Annotated in this window: 15 protein-coding genes; 6 read left to right on the top strand and 9 right to left on the bottom strand. The window is 70.3% G+C overall.

The genetic code is table 11. The annotated features are described in order from the left end of the window. Positions 1-40: 40 nt before the first annotated feature. From exaC to OG371_RS09360, 3 genes are all read left to right on the top strand, one after another. Positions 41-1564: an acetaldehyde dehydrogenase ExaC gene (exaC, locus tag OG371_RS09370; RefSeq protein WP_329067601.1), complete on the top strand. Its 1524-nt coding sequence runs from the start codon at positions 41-43 to the stop codon at positions 1562-1564. Next, entirely contained in the window at positions 1564-1947 is a 384-nt protein-coding gene (locus OG371_RS09365) for a DUF779 domain-containing protein (protein ID WP_329067599.1), read from the top strand. The genes exaC and OG371_RS09365 overlap by 1 nt, the downstream gene beginning before the upstream one ends. 115 nt (positions 1948-2062) lie before the next feature. Next, positions 2063-2764: an MOSC domain-containing protein gene (locus OG371_RS09360; protein ID WP_329067597.1), complete on the top strand. Its 702-nt coding sequence runs from the start codon at positions 2063-2065 to the stop codon at positions 2762-2764. 44 nt (positions 2765-2808) lie between these two features. On the opposite strand, the gene OG371_RS09355 is transcribed toward OG371_RS09360, so the two are convergent. Both OG371_RS09355 and OG371_RS09350 read right to left on the bottom strand, forming a co-directional pair. Then, on the bottom strand, positions 2809-4293 hold the full coding sequence (locus OG371_RS09355) for a sulfatase-like hydrolase/transferase (RefSeq protein WP_329067595.1): 1485 nt from the start codon (positions 4291-4293) through the stop codon (positions 2809-2811). Between the two features lie 4 nt (positions 4294-4297). Next, positions 4298-5383 (bottom strand): ROK family protein, encoded by a 1086-nt coding sequence (locus tag OG371_RS09350; RefSeq protein WP_329067593.1) that lies wholly within the window; start codon positions 5381-5383, stop codon positions 4298-4300. Positions 5384-5656: 273 nt separating this feature from the next. Between OG371_RS09350 and OG371_RS09345 the strand changes: the two genes are divergently transcribed. Beyond that, entirely contained in the window at positions 5657-7063 is a 1407-nt protein-coding gene (locus OG371_RS09345; protein ID WP_329067591.1) for a sugar porter family MFS transporter, read from the top strand. 5 nt (positions 7064-7068) lie between these two features. Here OG371_RS09345 and OG371_RS09340 read toward each other — a convergent pair whose 3' ends face one another. The 5 genes from OG371_RS09340 to OG371_RS09320 all read right to left on the bottom strand — a co-directional run bounded on the left by OG371_RS09340 (position 7069) and on the right by OG371_RS09320 (position 11736). Then, complete coding sequence (locus OG371_RS09340; RefSeq protein ID WP_329067589.1) at positions 7069-7662, bottom strand: hypothetical protein; 594 nt, start codon at positions 7660-7662, stop codon at positions 7069-7071. Positions 7663-7673: 11 nt separating this feature from the next. Further along, on the bottom strand, positions 7674-8876 hold the full coding sequence (locus OG371_RS09335) for a hypothetical protein (protein ID WP_329067587.1): 1203 nt from the start codon (positions 8874-8876) through the stop codon (positions 7674-7676). A gap of 150 nt (positions 8877-9026) precedes the next feature. Then, positions 9027-10610 carry a beta-N-acetylhexosaminidase gene (locus OG371_RS09330; RefSeq protein ID WP_329067585.1) on the bottom strand — a complete coding sequence of 528 codons (1584 nt, stop codon included), beginning with the start codon at positions 10608-10610 and terminating at the stop codon, positions 9027-9029. An 86-nt stretch (positions 10611-10696) separates the two neighbouring features. Beyond that, positions 10697-10819, bottom strand: a complete 123-nt coding sequence (locus OG371_RS09325) for a hypothetical protein (protein WP_329067583.1) — start codon at positions 10817-10819, stop codon at positions 10697-10699. After that, entirely contained in the window at positions 10816-11736 is a 921-nt protein-coding gene (locus OG371_RS09320) for an NADP-dependent oxidoreductase (protein WP_329067582.1), read from the bottom strand. The genes OG371_RS09325 and OG371_RS09320 overlap by 4 nt, the downstream gene beginning before the upstream one ends. 84 nt (positions 11737-11820) lie before the next feature. On the opposite strand from OG371_RS09320, the gene OG371_RS09315 reads away from it, so the two are divergent. Further along, positions 11821-12390 carry a TetR/AcrR family transcriptional regulator gene (locus OG371_RS09315; RefSeq protein WP_329067580.1) on the top strand — a complete coding sequence of 190 codons (570 nt, stop codon included), beginning with the start codon at positions 11821-11823 and terminating at the stop codon, positions 12388-12390. 31 nt (positions 12391-12421) lie between these two features. On the opposite strand, the gene OG371_RS09310 is transcribed toward OG371_RS09315, so the two are convergent. Next, the gene (locus OG371_RS09310; protein ID WP_329067578.1) at positions 12422-14296 is read right to left on the bottom strand and encodes a propionyl-CoA synthetase; all 1875 of its coding nucleotides are present in this window, start codon (positions 14294-14296) and stop codon (positions 12422-12424) included. A 190-nt stretch (positions 14297-14486) separates the two neighbouring features. Here OG371_RS09310 and OG371_RS09305 point away from each other — a divergent pair, with 190 nt between their 5' ends. Beyond that, positions 14487-16208: a serine/threonine-protein kinase gene (locus tag OG371_RS09305; RefSeq protein ID WP_329067576.1), complete on the top strand. Its 1722-nt coding sequence runs from the start codon at positions 14487-14489 to the stop codon at positions 16206-16208. A gap of 147 nt (positions 16209-16355) precedes the next feature. Here the strand turns inward: OG371_RS09305 and OG371_RS09300 are convergent, their stop codons facing one another. After that, on the bottom strand, positions 16356-17924 hold the full coding sequence (locus OG371_RS09300) for a dolichyl-phosphate-mannose--protein mannosyltransferase (protein ID WP_329067574.1): 1569 nt from the start codon (positions 17922-17924) through the stop codon (positions 16356-16358). Positions 17925-17926: the final 2 nt, after the last annotated feature.

The raw sequence follows: 17926 nt of genomic DNA, 5'->3' as shown, positions 1-17926 counted from the left end.
TTCGCGGCTGTCCGTCACTCCCGGCAACGAGGCAGGAAAGATGGCCGTTTACGCCGCACCGAACACCGACGGCAGTGTCGTCGACTACGAAACCCGTTACGACCACTACATCGGCGGCGAGTACGTCGCCCCGGCCAGTGGCCAGTACTTCGAAAACCCCACCCCGATCACCGGCAAGACGTTCACCGAGATCGCCCGCGGCACCGCGGCCGATATCGACCGGGCCCTCGACGCGGCGGAGGGCGCCGCGCCGGCGTGGGGCCGCACCTCCGTGGAAGCGCGCTCGGGCATCCTGCTCAAGATCGCGGACCGGATGGAGCAGAACCTCGAGAAGATCGCGGTCGCCGAGGCGTGGGAGAACGGCAAGCCGGTGCGCGAGACGCTCGCCGCCGACATCCCGCTCGCGATCGACCACTTCCGCTACTTCGCCGGCGCCCTGCGCGCGCAGGAGGGCGGGATCTCGCAGATCGACGAGAACACCGTCGCGTACCACTTCCACGAGCCGCTCGGCGTGGTCGGGCAGATCATCCCGTGGAACTTCCCGATCCTGATGGCGGTGTGGAAGCTCGCCCCGGCGCTGGCCGCGGGCAACGCGATCGTGCTCAAGCCGGCCGAGCAGACGCCGGCGTCGATCCACCTGCTGATGTCGCTCATCGGCGACCTGATCCCGCCCGGCGTGCTGAACATCGTCAACGGCTTCGGCGTGGAAGCGGGCAAGCCGCTCGCTTCGAGCGACCGCGTGCGCAAGGTCGCGTTCACCGGCGAGACCACCACCGGGCGGCTGATCCTCCAGTACGCCAGCGAAAACATCATCCCGGTGACGGTGGAGCTGGGCGGCAAGAGCCCGAACATCTTCTTCGACGACGTCGCCGCCAAGAACGACGCCTTCTACGACAAGGCGCAGGAGGGCTTCACACTTTTCGCGCTGAACCAGGGCGAAGTCTGCACGTGCCCTTCGCGCGCGCTGATCCAGACCGGCATCTACGACTCGTTCCTCGGCGACGCCGTGGAGCGCGTGAAGAAGATCAAGCAGGGCAACCCGCTCGACACCGACACGCAGGTCGGCGCCCAGGCGTCCAACGACCAGTACGAAAAGATCATGTCCTACATCGACATCGGCAAGCAGGAGGGCGCGAAGGTCCTCACCGGTGGCGAGAAGGCGGACGTCGGCGGCGAGTTCAGCGGCGGCTACTACGTGCAGCCGACGGTGTTCGAGGGCGACAACAAGATGCGGATCTTCCAGGAGGAGATCTTCGGCCCGGTGGTCTCGGTGGCGAAGTTCGACGACTACGCCGACGCGATGAAGATCGCCAACGACACCCTGTACGGCCTCGGCGCCGGCGTCTGGTCGCGGGACGGCAACACCGCCTACCGCGCCGGCCGCGACATCCAGGCCGGCCGCGTCTGGGTGAACAACTACCACGCGTACCCGGCGCACGCCGCGTTCGGCGGGTACAAGGCCTCGGGCATCGGCCGCGAGAACCACAAGATGATGCTGGACCACTACCAGCAGACGAAGAACATGCTGGTCTCCTATTCGGACCAGGCGCTCGGGTTCTTCTGATGGAGACGCGACGGGTGGACCTCACCGAGTCGGCGGGCGACCTGCTGCGCAAGCTGGTGGCCCTGCACGGCCCGGTGATGTTCCACCAGTCCGGCGGGTGCTGCGACGGCAGCGCCCCGATGTGCTACCCGCTCGGCGAGTTCAAGGTCGGCCAGCGGGACGTGCACCTGGGCGACCTGGCCGTCGACGGTATCGACGCCGTGCCGGTGTGGATGTCCGGTCCGCAGTTCGAGTACTGGAAGCACACGCACCTGACGATCGACGTCGTCACCGGGCGCGGCAGCGGGTTCTCCCTGGAGGCTCCCGAGGGCGTGCGCTTCCTGATCCGCTCGCGGTTGTTCAGCGACGAGGAGTCCGCGGCGCTGAACGGTCCGCCCAAGTAGTACGCCGGTGCGCGGCGGTGCTTTCGACAGCGTGGTCGAAGGCGCCGCCGCATTCTCGCGTCCCGGCGCGGAAATCCCGTCGAGCATGGCGATCGGCGGTGCTACTTTCGGCCGTATGACCGACCTCCGACTCGCCGCCGTTTTCGCCGGCCGCCCCAGCGTGCTCGGCCACCGCCGCGACCAGCCGATCCTCAGCGCCATCGTGAAGGACCCGGTGACCGCGCCGGAGCTCACGCTCACGCAGCTCAACCTCGACGGCGACGAGCAGGCCGACCTGAGCGTGCACGGCGGGGTCGACAAAGCGGTTTACGTCTACCCGAGCGCGCACTACGAGGCGTGGGAGGCCGACGGTTTCGACGTCGAAGTCGGTCATTTCGGCGAGAACCTCACCGTGTCCGGCGCGGACGAGACGACCGTGCGCATCGGCGACGTCTGGGCCTGGGGCGACGCGCTGGTGCAGGTCTCCCAGCCGCGGTCGCCGTGTTTCAAGCTGGCCATGCGGACCGGGCGCAAGGACGTGGTGCCGGGCATGATCGACTCCGGCCGCTGCGGCTGGTACCTGCGAGTGCTGCGGCCCGGCACGGTGCCGACCGGCGGCGCGCTCACCGTCGTGGAGACCGACCCGGACGCCCCGACGGTCGGCGAGGTCCACCTGGTCGCGTTCGCCAATTTCGCGCAGCTGGAACGGCCGCAGGCCGAGGCCGGCGTCCGGCTCGCCGAGCGGGTGCTGGCCACCCCGGCGCTCGCGCCCTCCTACGGCGGCGGGATCCGCTCGGCCGTCGACCGGTGGCGGTTGCGGCACGCCAACGTCGGCTGACTCGTGAGTGTTTATGACGGTTCTATTATAACCGTCCGGAACACTCACGAGTCCTTGGGCTGGAGTTCGAACGAGCTGAGGGTGACGTCGTAGTCGGCACCGCCGACGGCGAACATCGACGTCATCCAGTGGTAGAAGTTGTCGCCGCGCTCGCGCAGCTGCCGGTACAGCTCGGTGATCAGCTCGCGGCCGAGGTCGGCCAGCAGCGGGTCGTCGATCCGGTTCACCAGCTCGTGCGGGTCCTCGCGCAGGTCGTACAGCTCGTTGACCGACTCCGGGTTCACCACGAGCTTGTGCGTTTTCGTCCGGAGCATCCGCTGCGGGTACGGGAAGTGGTGCCCGTGGAACTCGGCGAGCACGGACTCGCGCCAGTCCGGGTGCTCGCCGGCGACCAGCGGCCGCAGGCTCCGGCCGTCGGCGGCCGGCTCGGCAGGCAGTCCGGCGAGGTCCAGAATGGTCGCGGTGAGGTCGGTCAGCGTCACGAACTCTTCGCGGACCTGACCCTCCAGTTCGCCAGGAATCCTTACCAGCGCGGGAATCCGGTAGATCTCGTCGTACATCGCCGGGCCCTTGTCGTGCAGGCGGTGCGCGCCGGTGAACTCGCCGTGGTCGGCGGTCATCAGCACCGCGGTGTCCTCGGCCAGGCCGAGGCGCTCGACCGCGTCGAGGATGCGCCCGATCTCGTGATCGACGAGCGTGACGTAACCCCAGTAGGCCGCGACTAGCTTGCGGCTGACGGCCTCGTCCAGGGTGTCGAACGCCCAGTGCGCGCTGTAGTTGCGCTGCACCGGGGGCTTGCCGTCGAAGGTCTCGTGCACGGACGGCGGCAGCTCGATCCCATCCGGGTCATAGAGATCGAGGTACTCGCTGGGCAGGATGTACGGCAGGTGCGGGCCGAAGAAGTGGGTCGCCAGGAAGAACCGCCGGTCACCGGGATCGGCGGCGAACCGTTCGAGCATCTCGATGGTGCGGTCGGCCAGGTAGTGCTCGAACGTGGCCTCGACGGGCTGGTGCAGCCGCGCCGCCATCAGATTGCCCGGCCCGCCGTTGGGCGCGACGCCCCGCACGGGGTCGCTGATCCGGTACGGCGGCAGGCCGCGCTCGTCCAGGTAGGCCAGGTAGTCGGGATGATCGACGGGGTTGTGCCAGCCGGGCAGGGTCGGCCCCTCGAAGCCGTAATCGGCCGCGGTCCGGCGCACGCCCCCGTGCCATTTGCCGACCAGCCCGAGCTGCCAATCCGCGTCACGCAACGCCTCGGCGAAGGTGAACTGGTCGTCGGCCAGGTCTTCCAGATAGCCGACGTTGCGCTCGTAGTTGGCCAGCAGCCGGTGGCGGAACGGCGCCACCCCGGTCAGCAGGCTCGCCCGCGCCGGGGTGCAGATCGCGGTCGGGGTGAACGCGTGGGTGAAGCGGGTCCCGCTCGCGGCCAGCCGGTCCAGCGCCGGGGTCCGGACGACGGGATTGCCGTAGCAGCCCAGCGTGGAGATCGAATGCTGATCGGTCATCAGGAAGACGAGGTTGCGGGTCATGTCTTCATCCCGTTGTCCGCGCGGGGATTCCGGTCCGGTCCGCGGCCAGGCGGGCGTCCACCAGCGCCCCCCGCGCGCCGGCCGTCCGGTCGTCGTGGGCCGGCCGGACCGTCAGCTCGGCCAGGCACCAGCTGGGCGCCACGTCGCGCACCACGTGCTCCAGCCGGTCGAGGAAACCCGGCAGCCCGGCGACCCGGCCGCCGACGACCACCAGGGACACGTCGAGCACGGCCAGCACCCCTGCCAGCGCCTGCCCGGCCGCGCCGGCGGCCTGGTCGAGCGCCGCCACCGCATCGGGGTCGCCTGCCTGCAAGAGTTCGGTCAGCGCGGCGAGATCCGTACTGCCCGTCGCGGCCAGCAATGCGGGCAGGCTCGCCGTCAGCTCAACGCAGCCACGCCCGCCGCAGGCACACCGCGGCCCATTCGGGTCAACGCACACGTGGCCCAGTTCGCCCGCCGTGCCCCAGCTGCCCGAAACCAGCGAGCCGTCGACCACCACGCCACCGCCGACGCCTTCGTCCACCCGCAGGTAGACCACGTTCCGGGTGCCGTCCGCCGCGGTCTCGCCGAGCGCGGTGTAGCGGGTGTTGTTCTCCACGCGCACCGGAACGCCGAAGCGCTCGGCCAGGTAGGCGGCCACTTCGGCCCGGTCGCGGGTGAACCGGGCGAGCGCCAGGTCCTGGGAGCGACGGCCCTCGCCGGTGAACTTCGGGCCCGGGGTCCCGGCCGCGACGCCGTGCACAGTGGCCAGGTCGAGGTCCTGTTCGGCGGCGAGGCCGGCCAGCAGCGCCACGGCCGCGGCCACCCGCGCGCGGGCCTCGGTGCCCGCGCCGATGTCCTGGTCCGCGACGGCGATGACGTTGTCCGCGCCGTCCGCGACGGCGACGGCCAGGTGCGCGCGCCCGATCTCGATGCCCACCAGCTCGGCCCGGGACGCGTTGATGCTGACCAGCATGGACGGCCGGCCCCGGCCGCCGTCCGGGCCGTGCGCGGACTCCCGGATCCGGCCCTCGCCGGCCAGCACCCCGAGGCAGCTGGACACCGTCGCCCGGGACAGCCCGGTCTCGGCGACGAGGCGCTGGCGGGTCATCGGCCCGTACTGGCGCAGGGCCGCGATGATCGCGGCCCGTGAGGCGTCCGAGCCCGCCCGCCGCGCGTCACCACTCGTTGTCCCGGCGATCTCGCGCCCCTTCCCCCGGCTGCCGTCCGTCGTCGGAAGATTATGTCCAATGACCGACAGAAACAAGATGGTGCCTGGACGGAATCTTCTTATTTTTGTTGTAGTACTTGACGTTAATGGACGGGTGAGTGAACACTCTCCGGCACGTTCCCGCCCAGGCTCGGTGAGCACCGGAGGCCCGTCATGAAGCGAGCGACCGCCGCACTCGGGGTGACCTCGCGGGAGGACGGCGCACGGCGACGGCGGCAACGCGGCGCGGTCGCGGTGGCCGCGATGGCCGCCGTGCTCGTCGGCTACGACATGGGCGTCATCTCCGGCGCGCTGCTGTTCATCAAGCCGGAGTTCCGGCTTTCGCCGCTGGAGAGCGGTTTTGTCGTCACGACGCTGCTGGCCGGGGCGGTGCTCGGCGCGGCGGTGGCCGGCTCGGTGGCCCAGGCGATCGGCCGGCGGACCACGCTGCTGATCACCTGCCTGGTGTACGTCGTGTCCAGCGTGCTGATGGCCGCTGCCCCCGGCTACGGCTGGCTGCTCGTCGGCCGGGCGCTCGCGGGTGTGGCCGTGGGCAGCACCCAGAGCACGGTGCCGACGTACCTGGCGGAGCTCGCCCCCGCGGACAGCCGCGGCCGGCAGAGCACCGGCAACCAGCTGATGATCGCGACGGGCATCCTGATTTCGGCGGTGGTCAACTACTTCTTCGCCCGCGATCTCTCGTGGCGCTGGTCGCTCGGCCTCGCCGCGGTGCCGGCCGCGCTGATCGGGCTCGCCCTGCTCCGGCAGTCCGAGACGCCCCGCTGGCTGATGCTCAAAGGCCGGGTCGACGACGCGCGCCGGGTCCTCGACTCGCTCCTGCCCGCCGAACAGGCCCAGCGAACGTTCATCGAGCTGGACACCGCTCGCCGGGCCGACGTCGACAGCAACACCGGCGCGTCCCTGAACTGGCGCTCGTTGCTGCGCTCGCGCGCACTGCGTCGAATAGTGGTCATCGCGACGATTTTCTCGATGGCACAACAACTTCTCGGCATCAACTCGATCGTCTACTACGCCCCGACGATCCTCGCCCAGGTGGGCTTCGGCACCCAGGCGGCTTTGATCAACACCATCGGCTTCGGTGTGCTCTCGGTGGTGATGACGCTCCTGTGCGGGTATGTGGTCGACCGGACCGGGCGTCGTCCGCTGCTGATCGCCGGCGGCATCGTGCTGGGCCTGGCGATGCTCGGCGTGGCCGCGGTGTTCGGCTTCCACCTGCTCGGCACCTTCACCGGGCAGAGCACCGCGCTGGCCATGCTCTCGATCTTCAAGGCGGGTTACTCGCTGACCTGGGGGCCGGTCGTGTGGATCATGCTGCCGGAGCTGTTCCCGCTGCGAGCGCGCTCGGCCGGCGTCTCGGTGGCCACCAGCGCCCAGATCCTCGTCACGGTGGCGCTGACGCTGTTCTTCCCCGACCTCATCGCGCACGGCGCCACCGGCATTTTCGTGTTCTTCGGCCTGTTCGGCTTGGCCGCGGCGGTTTTTGTCGCGAAGCTGCTGCCCGAGACCACCCGGCAGAGCCTCGAATCGCTCCATTCACCCGAGCCGCGGCGGCCGGCCTGACCGGTTCAGTTGCCGAGGTTCATCTCGCCGATGAACCACCTTTCCTGCTTGCGCTGCAGCGTCCACTTCACGCCGAAGCCCTCGGCGTTGTGCGAGCCGATGAGCATCAGGGCGTTCAGCGTGTGACCGTCCAGGCTGATCCCGGTGTCGGCCACGGTCGCCGTGTCGCCGGTCGGCGTGACCTTGTCGACGGTCACCTTTCCCTTCGGGGGCAACGCGATGCCCGGCTTGGCCCACCCGCTGCGCAGGCTGGTCAGGGTTTTGGTGGCCTCCGGTGACGCGCACACCTTGGCGGGATCGAGGTTCGAGTTCGGGGGAGCGGCGTTGAGCAGGCACGCCTTGCGGTAGTGCTGCTGGAGGACGTCCGTGACGAAGGTGGTCATCAGGGCTTCGGGCGTTGCCGCGCCCTTCGCGTCGGTCCCGCTGGGCGAGGTGCTGCTGGTCCCGGACGGCGTGGTGCTGGGTGGCGCGGGCACCGGACTGCCGCCGATTCCGCTCGTCGCCGCCGAGCCGGTGCAGGCCGCCGTGCCGGCCAGCAGCGCGACCAGCGTCGGCACGGCGAGCCGGTGGGACCAGGGGAGCCTTGTCGTCGAGCGCATGGAGAGACCTTTCACTTCTGTTGCAGGGCCTGGAATTCTGGCAGCCAGGCGTAGTTCGGCGCGGCGGTCCCGTTCGGGAGCGGCTGCACGGTGTGCGTGGCGAACAGGCTGTTCAGCAGCCACGGTGTTTTGTCCGGCCCGAAGCCGCTCGACATCGCGGTGTCCTGGCCGACCCCGTAGCCGGCGAACGCGAGCTTGCCGGTCGCGCGGAACTTCCGCGTCTGCTCGGTCAGGAAGTTCTTGTTGTGCTCGAACCACGGGCTGGTGCGCAGGAAGTCGTCCCACTGCTGCTGCGGGAACGGCTTCGCGAGCGCGTCCTTGATGACCTGCCACACCTGCGTGCCGGGCGCGACGTGGTAGGTGTTCGCGTACTCGGCGGAAACCCGGGCGGTCAGGTGCTTCTGCCAGAACAGGACCAGCGAGAACTCGGTGGCGAGGAACTTCTTGTCCGGCCCCAGTTTGGGCAGGATGTAGTCGAGGTAGTCGGAGCCGCCGTTGGGGTCCGCGAGGTGCGGGTGGATGTCCGTGCCGGCGATCTCCGGGGTGGTGCGCACGTGCGTCAGCCAGCGCTCGGTGGCCGCGACGCGCCACGCGGGATTGTCCAGGTGGTTCAGCGCGCCCATGTAGATACTGGTTTTGCTGTGGGCGGAGCGGTTCTTGATCACGTGGTCGGCGACGGCCTCGTAAAAGGCGTTGAGTGCGCCGTTGTGCCAATCGTCGCGAGTGGACTCGATGAACGGTTCGTTGCCGATCACCAGGATGTCGACCTTGTCCAGTACCAGCGGCAGCACCTTGTCCAGCCGGGCGAGTTCGGCGTTCATCGCCGCGCTGCCCGGCCTCGGCAACGGCTTCGGGGCGTACGGGAACTTCAGCGACAGCACCGTTCCGTAGCCTTGGCCGCTCGCCTGCAAGAGGGTGCTGATCGTCGGGTCGGCGGCCGGGTCGCCGTCGTCTGCCTTCGGCGTGGGCAGGAACCCGCGCAGCCAGGTCGCGCCCGCGGTCGTGAGCTCGTCGAAGGTCATGACGTGCGGGTCGCCGTTGAAGTTCGCGCCCAGAACACCGTCCGGCGGGGGTGCGGTCACCCGCGACGGGCTCTGCTGCGAGCTGACCGGCGCCTGTCCCGAGACCGGCGAGCCGCAGGCCGTCGCGCCCAGCGCGGCCGCACCGGCCATTGTGGAGAGTCGGAGCAATCGGCGCCGGGACAGTCGGGTCATGTGCGCAGATGCTGCATCGGCCGCCTGCTTATTGTCAAGCGGTGCGACATAAATGAGGCGAGTCAGGGCAGCGCTGACGTCAGTTTTGCACCCACGACAACGCGAAGGGCCCCTTACCGCGGTTCAGCGGCAAGGGGCCCTTCGCCTTGGTCACTTCCAGTCGACCTGCGGGGACGCGTAGAAGTCGATGCCCTGCGCCCGCCAGCGCGGGGCCTGCTTCGCCAGCCGCTCGCGGTAGCTGTCCCAGTTGTGGGAGGCCTGCGGCGACCAGCCGATCTCCGCGATGCCCGGCAGCCGCGGGAACGCCATGTACTCGAGGTTGTCGCTGGTACGGAGGGTCTCCGTCCACAGTGGAGCCTCAACCCCGGCGACGGAGTTTTCCCCGACGCCGTCCACCAGCGTGGCGGGATCCCAGTTGTAGGCGTCCTTGACCTCGACCAGCCCGGCCCAGTCCTGGCCGAGCGGGGTCTGCGCGTTGTACTTCATGTCCAGGTACGCGTGGTTCGACGGCGACATCAGGATCTTGTTGCCGCGTGCGGCGGCGGCCGCGACGTCGGCGTTCGCCCCGCCCTGGTCCCAGTACTGCGGGATGGCCGAGGCCGGCGGCTGGGTCTTCGAGATCTCGTGCCAGCCGGTGATCAGCTTGCCGTACTTGGCGACCAGCGGGCTCACCTTCTGGTAGAAGGTCTTGTAGTCGGCGTCCGAGGTGGAGTGCGCTTCGTCGCCGCCGATGCCGATGTACTTGCCCGGGGTGATGGCGGCCAGCTCGCGGATGACGTCCTCGACGAACTTGTAGGTCGTCGGCGAGCTGATGCACAGCGAGCTGTAGCCGACCTCGGTGTCAGTGCGCGGCGGCACCGCGATGCCGTCGCAGTTCAGCTCCGCGTACGTGGCCTGCGCCGCGTTGGTGTGCCCCGGCATGTCGATCTCCGGGACGATCGTGATGTGGCGCGAGGCGGCGTACGCGACGATGTCCTTGTACTCCGCCTGCGTGTAGTAGCCGCCCGGATCGCCGTTGACCGCGCCCTTGCCGCCCTCGGTCGCCAGCCGCGGCCAGCTCTTGATCTCGATCCGCCAGCCCTGGTCGTCGGCCAGGTGCAGGTGCAGGGTGTTGATCTTGTACTGCGCGATCTGGTCGATGTACAGCTTCACCTGCGAAGGCGTGAAGAAATGCCGCGCGACGTCGAGCATCGCGCCCCGGTAGCCGAAGCGCGGGTAGTCCAGGACGCTGCCGCCCGCGACCGTCCAGCTCGCACGGAACTGCGCGGACTTCGCGTCGATCGTCGAGGGCAGCAGCTGCCGCAGCGACTGCACGCCTTCGAACAGCCCGGCGGAGGTGTTGGCCTTGAGCGTGACGCCGGACTTGGCGACGTTCAGCTGGTAGCCCTCGGTGCCGACGCGCGGGTCGGCGTGCCCGACCTCCAGCGAGATGGCGGGCAGCCCGGCCGAGCGCGGCACCACGGGCAGCGGGTAACCGGTCGCGGTCCGCAGCAGCCCCCGCAGGTACGCCGCGACGTCATCCGCGCCCTGGCCGGCGCGGATGACGGTGAGTGGCGTCAGCGTGAAGTTCGCCTTCGGGTCGGCCTTGGCCTGCACCGGCACCGGCACGATGTCGGTGACGGTGCGCTCGACGTCCCGCGGAGCGGGCGCCGCGGCCGCGGACCCGGGCAGCCCGAGCGCCGCCAGGCCCAGAACGGTCACACCGAGCACGGCCCTGGACAGGGTCTTCCTCACGGCTACCTCCGTTGGGGAGAAGACAGACACCAAGAGGTATAGACCACCCCGATCCCCGGGGCAACGGCCGAACGGCTGGCGGCAGGTCAGCGCGTGATGACCGGCAGGACCAACCGGGACGGGCCGCCGTCGGGGATCCACAGGTCGGTGGCCGGCCGCACGCCGTCCCGCATCGGGACCGGGACGTGCTTCCCGACGCGGTGGCTCACAGCGTGATCACGATCTTGCCGTGGACGTGGCGATCGGCCTGGAGCTCGACGGCGTCGCGGAATTTCTCGAGCGGGAAGGTCGCGGCGATCGGCACGGTGACGCGGCCGGCGAGGATGGCGTCGACGAGCTGTTTCGCCGAGCCCGGGCTCGCGTCGAAACCGCCGGTCGCACGCACGCCGGCCGGCGGGTTGGGGCCGGCGGCGATGGTGGAGATCCGGTCGGCCGGGACGCCGAGTTCGAGCGCGGCCTCGGCGGTTTCGGTGCCGAACAGGTCGGTCGCCGCGGTCACGCCGTCGGAAGCCAGGGCCCGGACGCGGTCCGCCAGCCCGGCGCCGTAGGTCACGGGCTCGGCGCCGAGCTGACGCAGGAAGTCGAACGTGCTCGCCGACGCGGTGCCGATCACCCGGGCGCCGGCCAGTTTCGCGAGTTGCACGGCGAACACGCCCACCCCGCCCGCGGCGCCGCCGATCAGGACGGTGTCGCCGGACTTCAGGCCGATCGCCGACAGCGCGGCCGAGGCGGTCAGACCGGCGACGGGAAGCGTGGCCGCGACCTCGTCGCTGATGCCCTCCGGCGTCGGCCAGAGCGCTTCGGCGGGGGTCTTGAGCACCACGAAATCGGCGACGGCGCGGCTCAGCGCGCCGCCGAAGACCCGGTCGCCCACGGCGAACCCGGTGGCGCCTTCGCCGGCCTCGTCCACCACGCCGGCCAGGTCGTAGCCGAAACCGGACGGCAGGGTGACCCCGAAGCGCGCCGCCGCCTCGGGCTGGGCGACCAGGATCCAGTCCATCGGGTTCAACGCGGCGGCGGTCACCCGGACCCGGATCTCGCCGGGGCCGGCGTGCGGCTCCGGAACGTCTTGCAACTCAAGCACTTCAGGGCCACCGAACTTCTGGTAGATGACAGCGCGGCTCATGTGTGGACCTCCACGGACAGTGATGAGACTTGGTCCTGTCACCGTACACCCAAGGACGGGACCAAGTCCCGTACACTGGCTGACATGGCCCGCTGGGAACCCGACGCACCGGGGCGACTCGCCGTCGCCGCCCTCGACCTGTTCGAGGAGCGGGGCTACGAGGCGACCACGGTGATCCAGATCGCCGAGCGGGCGGGCCTGACGAAAAGCACGTTCTTCCGGCACTTCCCGGACAAGCGCGAGGTGCTCTTCGGCGGGACCGCCCTGTCCGGGCAGCTGATCGACGAGATCGTCGACGCCCCGGCCGACGCCACCCCGCTCGAAGCGCTGGCCTTGGCCATGGACACGATCGGCCGCGAGGTCTTCACCCCCGACCGCCGCGAATTCACCGCCCGGCGGCGCGCGGTCATCGCCGCCAACCCGGAACTGCGCGAACGCGAGGCCCTGAAAGGCCTACGCCTCACCGCGGCAATCAGCGACTCGCTGAAACACCGTGGCGTGCCGGAGCTGACCGCGCGCGCGGCCGCGGAACTGGGCGCACTGGCCTTCGAGCTCGCCTACGACCGCTGGACCGCCGCGGTCGGCGGCGACGATTTCGGTGCAGTCGCCCGGAAAGTCCTCAGCGAGGTGCGGGCGGCCACCGAGCTGTGCTGACCGAGGCGATTTCCCGTCCCCGAGCCGAAAATCAGCCGCGCAGCACCGCCCGCAGTGCGTCCAGCACCGCGACGTCCTCGATGGTCGAAGGCACCGGCTCGTCCCGGCCGTCCGCTATCCCGCGCATCGTCTTGCGCAGGATCTTGCCCGAGCGCGTCTTCGGCAACGCCTCCACCACCGACACCTCGCGGAACGCCGCCACCGGGCCGATGTCCCGGCGCACCAAGGCAACCAGCTCTTCCCGCAGCTGTTCCTCCGCGACGTCCGCGCCCGCCTTCAGCACCACGAAACCGCGTGGCACCTGGCCCTTCAGCTGATCGGCGACACCGATCACCGCGCATTCCGCGACGGCCGGGTGCGAAGCCAGCACCGCCTCCATCGAACCCGTTGACAGGCGGTGGCCGGCCACGTTGATCACGTCGTCCGTCCGGCCCATGACAAAGAGGTAGCCGTCCTCGTCCAGGTAACCGGAGTCGCCGGTCAGGTAGTGGCCGGGGTAGCGGGACAGGTAGGCCTCGCGGTAACGGTCGTCCGCGCCCCACAGGGTGGTCAGGGAACCCGGCGGCAGCGGCAGTTTCAGCGTGATGGCGCCTTCTTGGCCGGCGGGCAGCTCCTCGCCGTTCTGGTCGAGGACGCGCACATCCCAGCCGGGCACGGGCTTCGTCGCCGAGCCGGGCTTCACCGGCATCGGCTCCAGGCCGCGCGGGTTCGCGGCGATCGGCCAGCCGGTTTCGGTCTGCCACCAGTGATCGATCACCGGCGTGCCGAGCTTGTCCTTGGCCCAGTGGTAGGTCTCCGGGTCCAGCCGCTCGCCGGCGAGGAACAGCGCGCGGAACTCCGTCAGGTCGTACTTCTCCAGCTCCGCCGCGTCCGGGTCGACCTTCTTCACCGCGCGCAACGCCGTGGGCGCGGTGAACAGCGCCTGCACCCCGTGCTCGGAGATCACCCGCCAGAACGCGCCCGCGTCCGGCGTGCCGACCGGTTTTCCTTCGTACAGCACGGTTGTAGCGCCGACCAGCAGCGGCGCGTACACGATGTACGAGTGCCCGACGACCCAGCCGACGTCCGAAGCGGTCCACCACACGTCGCCGGCGTGGACGTCGTAGATCGCGCCCATCGACCAGGCCAGCGCGACGGCGTGACCGCCCGCGTCACGCACCACGCCCTTCGGCTTCCCCGTGGTGCCGGACGTGTAGAGGATGTACAGCGGGTCCGTCGCCTTCACCGGCACCGGGTCCACCGGCTGCGCGCTCTCGACCAGGTCGTCCCAGTCCAGGTCGGTGCCGGACAGCTCGGCCCCCGCCTGCTCGCGCTGCAGCACCACCACGTGCTCGGGCTGGTGCTCGGTCATCGCGAGCGCGGCGTCGATGATCGGCTTGTACTCGACGACGCGCGTCGGCTCGATGCCGCACGAAGCGGCGATCACGAGCTTCGGCTTCGCGTCCTCGATCCGCGCGGCCAGCTCCTTCGGCGCGAAGCCCCCGAAGACGACGGAGTGCACGGCGCCGATGCGCGCGCAGGCGAGCATCGCGATCACCGCCTCCGGGATCATCGGCAGGTAGAGGATCACGCGGTCGCCGCGCGTCACGCCGAGCGAGGTGAGCGCGCCGGCGAACACCGCCACCTCGTCGCGCAACTCGCTGTAGGTGTAGCGGCGCTTCTGCCCGGTGACCGGCGAATCCCAGATCAGCGCGGGCTGCGCGCCGCGGCCGCCGTCCGCGTGCCGGTCGAGCGCGTTGTACGCGGTGTTCAGCTCGCCGTCGGGAAACCACCGGTAGAACGGCTCGCCGGAGGCGTCCAGCGCCCGCGTCGGCGGCTTCGCCCAGTCGATCGCCCGCGCCGCGTCGAGCCAGAAACCCTCGGGGTCGGCCAGGCTGCGCCGGTAAGTCTCGGAGTAAGCGCCCATGCTCGGTGTCTCCTCGTCGACGGATCTGCTCCAATCATGGCCCCGCCGGCAGCGTGACGCAGGTTTCGCCGGCGGCCCCGGCGAACCGACCCGGCAACCCCGGGGAACCCGTGCGCGTCCTAAGCTGGACGGCGGGGAACACACCGCGCAGCGGTACCACGGTTACACCGACAGTGAGGGGAACCAGGCGGTGAACGGATTCGCGAGCGCGCTGCTCTCGCTCGCGCACACCCTGTTCGGCCCGGGTTTCTGCCCGGGCGACTGGGTCTGGGCGACGACTACAGCCGGTGCGCTCGTCGCGCTGTTCCCCGCGCTCGGCGCGCTGGTGGTGGCCATCATCCGCAAGGGCACCGGCAACCGCTACGACGCGACCACGCTGACGGTTTTCGGCCTGATCGGCTTTGTCACCGTGCTGCTGCTGCCGTGGCTGCTGTCGAACGGCATCTCCGAGACCTTCCGCTCGATCAGCGCGGGCGGCAGCGGCGGCCTTTCGCCCGCCGAGGTCTCCACGATGAGCAAGTCGTTCTGCTTCATCGGCGGCTCGCAGGGGAAATACCTCGGCGCGGGCAGCAACGTGTTCGAGACGCTCTTCTACTCGAAGGGCCTCAAGCTTTCGTACGGCCTGTACGTGCTCGCGTTCACCGTGCTGCCCGTCGGCTCGCTGCTGTTCGTGATGCTGCAGGCGCGCACCGCGTTCCGGCGCGGGCCGAAGTGGCCTTCGCGGTTCTTCTGGATCCCGTTCGTCGTGATGGCGCTGGCGAGCGTCGGGATGTCGGCGAACACGGCCGTGCACTTCTGGCTCGGGTTCCTGCCGTTCAGCGTGCTCGGCCTGATCCCGGTGGGCTTGGTCGGCCCGCCGCCGTGGTCGGTGATCAACCGGCCGGAGCCGCGGCGCGAGCCCGAGCGCCCGCCCGTCGCGCAGCAGCCGCCCCCGCCCCAGCAGTTGCCCCCGAAGCCCCCGCCGCCGGTGAACCGGCCGTACCCGGCAACGGCGCTCGCTTCGGCGCCCGACCCGATGGGACTGGCGGCGGTGCCGGGCCCGATCCCGCCGCCGCCCGGTTCGCGCGGCGCCGGCGGCAGCCGTTACCGGCGGGTGCGGCGGCTCGGCCACGGTGGTTTCGGCACCGTCTGGGAGGCCGTCGACACCCAGCTGAACCGCACCGTCGCGCTGAAGATCGCGCACGCGCCGGACCGCGACACCGAGGAGCGCATGCAGCGCGAGGCCCGCGCGCTCGCCGTGGTGAACCACCCGAACTGCGTGAAGGTGTACGACCTGGCCGAGGAGCCGGACGGGCTCGCGCTGGTGATGGAGTACCTGGAGGGCCGCCCGCTCGCCGAGGTGGTCGACGGCCAGGGCCCGCTCGACGACGTCGCCGCCGGACGGCTGTGGGCCACCATGGCCGGCGCGCTCGTCGCCGCCCACGAGAAGGGCGTGCTGCACCGCGACATCAAGCCGTCCAACGTGATCCTCGACCCGGCCGGCCTGGCCCACCTGATCGACTTCGGCATCGCCCGCAGCCAGGGCGATTCCAAGATGACGGCCACCGGCATGATGATCGGCACGCCCGACTTCGTCGCGCCGGAGCAGGCGATGGGCGCCCCGGCCAGCCCGGCCTCGGACGCCTGGCAGCTCGCCGCCACGGTCAGCTACGCCCTGTCCGGCCAGCCCCCGCGCGGCACCCGCGAGACGCCGATGGCGGCCCTGATGTCCGCCGCCCGCGCCGACCCCGTCACGCACCTGCCGCGCCGTTCCGCGCACGCCCGCATCCTCGGCGCGTCCCTGGATCCGGAACCGCGCCGCCGCCCGACTCTCGCGGCGGTCCGGCGTGAGGTCGAGGGCTGGCTGAGCCGGGCGGGTAAGTCGGCGGATGGGCCGGTGACGCAGATCGTGCCGCGTCAGCCGCATCGCTGAGCCAGGACCTGAAGGACTCGTGAGTGTTTAAGACGGTTAGAACCGTCTTAAACACTCACGAGTCCTGAATGGCCGCGTGTCGCCGAGGTGCAGCAGCAGGCGCGATAAGTGCCGCCAGGACGCAAGACCCGGGCGGCGCGAGCTGACTCAACGCCAGGACGGCAGCCACATTTCGGCCTGCCACTGGGCGTTCGTGATCGGCACGCCGTTCAGGATCGGCCACAGCCAGGCGAAGTTGGCCACCACCAGCCCGGTGTACAGGGCGACGACGAGCAGACCGGTGCCCCGCCGTTCGAACCCGAGCTTCGCGCTGCCGAGGATCTGCCCCAGCACGAGCACGAGCCCGAGCACCAGGAACGGCGCCATCGGCGTCGCGTAGAAGAAGTACATCTGCCGGTCGATGTTGGTGAACCAGGGCAGCAGTCCGGCGAAGTAGCCCACGAGCACCGCCGCGTACCGCCAGTCGGCGCGGAAGATCGAGCGCCACAGGCCCCAGCCGAGCATCGGCAGCGAGACCCACCACATCGCCGGGGTGCCGATCAGCATGGTCGCGCCGACGCACCGCGACTCGCCGCAGCCGGTGACGTTGCCGTCGTAGTAGTAGAGCATCGGGCGCAGGCCCATCGGCCACGTCCACGGCTTGGACTCCCACGGGTGCGGGTTGTCCTTGGGCGTGAGCAGGGTTTCGTGGAAGTGCAGCACGTTCAGCGTGTAGTCGCCGAGCGAGCGCAGCGCGGGCGGCACCCAGGCGAACAGGCCGGGCGCGATGTCCTTGATCTCGGTGTAGTGCCGGTCGGTGGCCGTCTCGCTGGCGAACCAGGCCCAGAACGCGGCCAGGTACATCAGCACCGGGATGGCCACGATCGCCCAGAGCGCCGGGGCGACGTCACGCCGGATCGTGCCGACCCACGGCCGCTCGACCCCCGCCGCGCGCCTCGCCGCGACGTCGAAGAACACGGTCAGCAGGCCGAACGCGGCGATGTAGTAGAGCGCCGACCACTTGACGCCGAAGGTCAGGCCGATCATCAGGCCGGTCGCGAACCGCCACCAGCGGAAGCCGAGCTTCGGGCCCCACTGGGACTCGGTCGCCCAGCCCTCGCGCACGGCGACCGCGAGCCGCTGACGGACCTGGTCGCGGTCGCAGAGCAGGCAGGCGAACGCGGCGAGCACGAACAGCGCGATGAAGATGTCGAGCATGCCCATGCGCGATTGCAGGTGCAGCACGCCGTCGCTGATCACCAGCACACCCGCGATGCCGCCGAGCAGCGTCGAGCGGGTGAGCCGCCGCGCGATGCGGATGGTGAGCAGGATGATCAGCGTCCCGGCCAGCGCCGGCATGATCCGCCAGCCCCAGCCGTTGTAGCCGAACAGCCATTCGCCGATCGCGATGAAGTCCTTCGCCAGCGGCGGGTGCACGATCAGCTCGTAGCCGGCGTTGTCCTCGTAGCCGCCGTTGCGCAGCATCTGCGCGGCCTGGGGCACGTAGTGCTTTTCGTCGAAGACCGGGGTGCCGTGGTCCGTGGGGACGCCGAGGTTCTGCAGCCGGACGAACCCGCCGATCAGCGTCAGCACCAGCGTGACGACCCAGCCGCGCAGCCGGTCGGCCGGCATGCCGCGGCCGAGCAGGGTGGCCTCGCGATCGGTCGGCGGCCGGAGCGCGTCGACCGGGTCCGGCCGCACGCTCTCGTCGTCGGGACGGGTCAGCAGTGCGGTCACGG

The organism is Amycolatopsis sp. NBC_01480, assembly GCF_036227205.1.
Taxonomy (GTDB): domain Bacteria; phylum Actinomycetota; class Actinomycetes; order Mycobacteriales; family Pseudonocardiaceae; genus Amycolatopsis.
This window is presented reverse-complemented; position numbering and strand designations above follow the sequence as displayed.